Source organism: Chroococcidiopsis sp. CCALA 051 (genome assembly GCF_003015105.1).
GTDB classification, from domain to species: Bacteria; Cyanobacteriota; Cyanobacteriia; order Cyanobacteriales; family Chroococcidiopsidaceae; genus Chroococcidiopsis; species Chroococcidiopsis thermalis.
The window spans coordinates 1-5,332 of record NZ_PYCI01000224.1; the positions used below are offsets into that span (position 1 = coordinate 1).

At 48.2% G+C, this 5,332-nt stretch carries 4 protein-coding genes; all 4 read left to right on the forward strand.

Annotated features, from left to right (window positions below; genetic code table 11):
- The first annotated feature begins 69 nt into the window (after positions 1 to 69).
- Positions 70 to 1,551, forward strand: coding sequence for a nitrogenase molybdenum-iron protein alpha chain (nifD, locus tag C7Y66_RS29750; RefSeq protein ID WP_106548296.1), 1,482 nt, complete (start codon positions 70 to 72; stop codon positions 1,549 to 1,551).
- Positions 1,552 to 1,712: 161 nt separating this feature from the next.
- Positions 1,713 to 3,251 carry a nitrogenase molybdenum-iron protein subunit beta gene (nifK, locus tag C7Y66_RS29755; protein ID WP_106548297.1) on the forward strand — a complete coding sequence of 513 codons (1,539 nt, stop codon included), beginning with the start codon at positions 1,713 to 1,715 and terminating at the stop codon, positions 3,249 to 3,251.
- Between the two features lie 83 nt (positions 3,252 to 3,334).
- Positions 3,335 to 3,649, forward strand: a complete 315-nt coding sequence (locus tag C7Y66_RS29760) for a Mo-dependent nitrogenase C-terminal domain-containing protein (protein ID WP_015156512.1) — start codon at positions 3,335 to 3,337, stop codon at positions 3,647 to 3,649.
- A 285-nt stretch (positions 3,650 to 3,934) separates the two neighbouring features.
- The coding region (gene nifE, locus C7Y66_RS29770; protein ID WP_106548299.1) for a nitrogenase iron-molybdenum cofactor biosynthesis protein NifE at positions 3,935 to 5,332 on the forward strand (1,398 nt) is incomplete at its 3' end.

Consider the following 5,332-nt stretch of genomic DNA (forward strand, 5'->3'; position numbering starts at 1 on the left):
GGGAATTTAACTACTAACTTCTTCCCCGACTCCCGACTCCCGACTCCCTACACTCAAGAGAGGCAAATTATGACACCTCCTGAAAACACGACTCTAGAACAAGCAACCACGACAGTAGACAAGAAAGCACTGATTAAAGAAGTCCTAGAAGTTTACCCAGATAAAGCCAAGAAAAAACGAGAAAAACACCTCAACGTCTACGAAGAAGGAAAATCCGACTGCGGCGTTAAATCGAATATCAAGTCCGTCCCTGGTTCTATGACCACCCGTGGCTGTGCCTACGCAGGTTCTAAGGGTGTGGTCTGGGGTCCGATCAAAGATATGATCCACATCAGCCACGGTCCCGTAGGTTGCGGTTATTACTCCTGGTCTGGTCGTCGCAACTACTACATCGGTACGACAGGGATCGACACCTTCGGCACAATGCAATTTACTTCCGACTTCCAAGAACGCGATATCGTTTTCGGCGGTGACAAAAAACTGGCGAAGCTAATTACCGAGTTGGACGAACTTTTCCCACTCAACCGAGGCGTTTCCATTCAGTCTGAATGTCCCATTGGTCTAATTGGAGATGATATTGAAGCCGTAGCGAAAAAGGCAGCGAAAGAAATTGGTAAAACCGTTGTTCCAGTACGCTGCGAAGGTTTCCGTGGAGTTTCCCAATCGCTGGGACACCACATTGCTAATGATTCTATCCGTGACTGGGTTTTCCCCCAAGCAGATAAGAAGAAGAAAGAGTTGGGCATTGAAGGGACACCCTACGATGTTGCGATTATCGGTGACTACAACATTGGCGGTGATGCTTGGTCTAGCCGCATCCTGCTAGAAGAAATTGGCTTGCGCGTAGTCGCCCAGTGGTCGGGAGACGGCACGCTCCACGAAATGATGATGACTCCAACAGTGAAGCTGAATTTGGTTCACTGCTACCGCTCCATGAACTACATCAGCCGTCACATGGAAGAGGCTTATGGTATTCCCTGGTTGGAGTATAACTTCTTTGGTCCCACCAAGATTGCTGAGTCCTTGCGGGAGATTGCTTCTAAGTTTGACGAAACAATTCAGCAAAAAGCAGAAGAAGTTATCGCTAAATACCAGGCACAATGCGATGCAGTCATAAAGAAATATCTCCCGCGTCTCGAAGGCAAGACTGTAGCATTGATGGTTGGTGGCTTGCGTCCTCGTCACGTCGTCCCAGCTTTCTATGACTTGGGGATGAAGTTGATCGGTACTGGCTATGAATTCGGTCATGGCGACGATTACAAGCGTACCACTCACTACATCGAAAATGGCACGTTGATCTACGATGACGTTTCTGCTTTTGAATTCGAGCAGTTTGTTAAAGAATTGAAGCCGGATCTGATTGCTTCTGGAATTAAAGAAAAATACGTCTTCCAGAAAATGGCGCTGCCCTTCCGTCAAATGCACTCCTGGGATTACTCCGGTCCATATCACGGTTATGACGGCTTTGCAATTTTTGCTAGAGATATGGATTTAGCGCTGAATAGCCCGACATGGAGTTTAATCGGCGCTCCGTGGAAGAAAGAGAGCTGAGGGAGCTGAGGGAGCTGAGGGAGCTGAGGGAGCAAGACAATTCGTAAGTTGTAAGTAAAACCTCTTGCCTCTTCTCACACCCCACACCCCACACCCTACACCCTTTCTTCACGCACCACACACCACTTTCTTCCCCCAGCCCCTAATATTGGAGAACAGTCATGGCTCAAAACAACATAGACAACATTAAGGATCACGCTACGCTGTTTCATCAGGACGAGTACCAAGAGTTATTTCAGGCTAAAAAAGAGTTTGAAGGTGGGCATAGTCCAGAAGAGGTTGCCCGCGTTGCAGACTGGACGAAAACCTGGGAATACCGCGAAAAGAATTTTACTCGTGAAGCTTTGACCGTGAATCCTGCTAAAGCTTGTCAGCCTTTAGGCGCAATCCTGGCTGCTGTAGGTTTTGAAGGTACTCTGCCTTTCGTTCACGGTTCTCAAGGTTGCGTAGCTTACTTCCGCAGCCACTTTACTCGCCATTTCAAAGAACCATTTTCTGCTGTTTCTTCCTCTATGACTGAGGATGCAGCGGTGTTTGGCGGACTCAACAACATGATCGATGGCTTGGCGAATAGCTACAATCTCTACAAGCCGAAAATGATCGCCCTTTGCACTACCTGCATGGCAGAAGTCATTGGAGATGACTTGGGTGCTTTTATCAAAACTTCCAAGGAAAAAGGATCTGTACCCGAAGATTTTCCAGTTCCCTACGCCCATACGCCCAGCTTTGTCGGCTCCCACATTACGGGCTACGACAACATGATGAAAGGAATTCTGTCAAATCTGACTGAAGGCAAGAAGCAAGCAACAACCAACGGCAAGATCAACTTTATTCCTGGTTTTGAAACATATATTGGCAACTTGCGGGAAGTCAAGCGTTTAGCATCCTTGATGGGCGTTAACTATACTCTACTGGCAGATAATTCAGATTACCTCGACTCTCCTAATGATGGCGAGTACAGGATGTACCAGGGTGGCACTCCCTTAGAAGATGCAGCAGATTCGATTAATGCTGAAGCAACGATCGCTTTCCAAGCATACTCTACCACCAAGACGCGGGAGTACATTACAAAAGAGTGGAAACAAACCACTTCAGTTACCCGTCCTGTCGGTATCCGAGGCACGGATGAGTTTTTGATGAAACTATCAGAACTCACCGGACAGCCAATTCCCAAAGAATTAGAAGACGAACGGGGACGTGCAGTGGATGCGCTGACTGATTCCCAAGCATGGTTGCACGGCAAGCGCGTTGCTCTGTATGGCGATCCAGATCTCGTCATCGGATTGGTGCAATTTCTCCTAGAAGTGGGCGCTGAACCCGTACATATTGTAGTAACAAACAGCAACGAAGTATTCGAGCAAGAATTGCAAGCAATCTTGGATGCTAGCCCCTTTGGTAACACTGCCAAGATTTGGGGTGGTAAGGATCTGTGGCATATGCGATCGCTCCTCTTTACCGAACCTGTAGACTTACTGATCGGCAATTCCTACGGTAAGTATCTGTGGCGCGACACCCACACCCCACTCGTACGAATTGGCTATCCAATTTTCGATCGCCACCACTTGCACCGCTATGCCACCTATGGCTATCAAGGAGCAATCAACTTATTGAACTGGATCGTCAACACGCTACTCGACGAACTCGATCGCAACACCATTGTTCCCGCAAAAACCGATATTTCCTACGACTTGATTCGATAATCGCTGGGCGATCGGTAATTGGTAGTAGAGAAATCTTATCAATTACCAATTACCTCCCAATACCCCAATTCATCCCATCAGCCATGTCTACCATCACCCACACAAGCGATCGCTCTGTAATTCCCGAAAAAATTCCAGGCTTCGATCTACTCTCTCCCCTACGTCGATGGGTGAATCAAATCCAAATATGCGATCGCCATACTGCCCATCTCATTTGTCAAGTCATTCCCTGCTGCTGCCCTTTTGAACGAGACGTAACTCTACTCGGACGCACCTTTCACATTCCCGCACTCTGCGAACTAAATCCACTCTACAACGAGCTTATAGGCTTGCGCTTTCGCAGCCTATCCTACCTCTCAGATGAGTGTGGCGAAGATGTCACGAAATACATTTGTTAATCGGTAAGTCAAAAGTCAAAAGTCAAAACTGTTAGAAGTTAAAGATTACGACTAACCCCATGTGTGACTTTGTAATAGCCCCCGATCTTGCGGGGGTTGGGGGATCGGAGAACTGCGCCATTCACGAAGAGATCCCCCCTAGCCCACGCCACTTTGCTCAAGTCGGGAAACCCGCCCACGCAAGTGGCTCCCCTTCAAAAGGGGGGAACAAGAGTAAAGTTGCACCGAAGCGTGACTAACCACTCACCAGATCGTCCCACGCACCACTCCACCACCAGCTAAGTCATGAAAATCACCCAAGGTAAAATTAACGAGCTGCTCAGCGAGCCAGGATGCGAACACAATCACCACAAACAAGGACAAAAGAAAAATAAGTCCTGTCAGCAACAAGCTCAACCAGGAGCGGCTCAAGGGGGTTGTGCCTTTGATGGCGCATCGATCGCCCTCGTCCCCATTACTGATGCAGCTCATTTAGTCCACGGACCGATCGCTTGTTCTGGTAACTCTTGGGGTAGTCGTGGCAGTCTTTCTTCTGGTTCCCATCTCTACAAAATGGGCTTTACGACTGACTTGAATGAGAACGATGTCATCTTCGGCGGCGAAAAAAAGCTGTACAAAGCCATTATGGAAGTGCAGCAACGATACAATCCTGCTGCGGTATTTGTCTACTCTACCTGTGTCACTGCCCTGATTGGCGATGACTTGGATGCAGTCTGCGAAGCCGCTACTAATAAAATAGGTATACCCGTCGTCCCCGTGAATTCTCCTGGCTTTATTGGGAGTAAAAACCTTGGCAATCGTGTCGGTGGTGAAGCCTTACTAGAATACGTTATCGGTAGCGCCGAACCAGAATTTACCACCCCTTACGATATCAACTTGATTGGCGAGTACAACATCGCGGGAGAATTGTGGGATGTTTTGCCTCTGTTTGAAAAATTAGGTATTCGAGTCCTTGCCAAAATTACGGGTGATGCCAAGTACAACGAAGTTCGCTATGCCCACCGCGCCAAACTCAATGTGACGATCTGCTCCAAAGCGCTGATCAACGTGGTGAGAAAGATGGAGGAACGCTACGGCATTCCTTACATAGAAGAATCTTTCTACGGCGTGGATGACATGAATCGCTGTTTGCGCAATATTGCAGCAAAACTGGGCGATACAGATTTGCAAGAGCGAGTCGAGAAATTAATTGCCGAAGAAACTACGGCGTTAGATGTTGCCCTAGCCACGTATCGCGATCGCCTTCAAGGTAAGCGCGTTGTCCTTTATACCGGAGGTGTGAAAAGTTGGTCGATTATCTCTGCGGCTAAAGACTTGGGGATGGAAGTTGTCGCCACTAGCACGAAAAAAAGTACCGAGGAAGATAAAGCCCGCATTAAAGAACTGCTGGGTAAAGACGGCATCATGCTAGAAAAAGGCAATGCTCAAGAATTGCTACGGACGATCGCCCAAACAAAAGCAGATATGTTGATTGCTGGTGGTCGCAATCAATACACAGCCCTCAAAGCCAAAATTCCCTTTTTAGACATCAACCAAGAACGCCATCATCGCTACGCCGGATATACAGGCACGATCGAAATGGCGCGAGAACTGGATGAAGCCCTGCACAGCCCCGTGTGGAAACAAGTGCGTAAGCTCGCACCTTGGGAAGAGGGACAAGGGGAACAAGGAGACAAGGGGGAC

What these genes read in the sequence shown, in the direction of transcription:
- nifD (WP_106548296.1), top strand. Translation starts at nt 70, where the DNA reads ATGACACCTCCTGAAAACACGACTCTAGAACAAGCAACCACGACAGTA.
- nifK (WP_106548297.1), top strand. Translation starts at nt 1,713, where the DNA reads ATGGCTCAAAACAACATAGACAACATTAAGGATCACGCTACGCTGTTT.
- C7Y66_RS29760 (WP_015156512.1), top strand. Translation starts at nt 3,335, where the DNA reads ATGTCTACCATCACCCACACAAGCGATCGCTCTGTAATTCCCGAAAAA.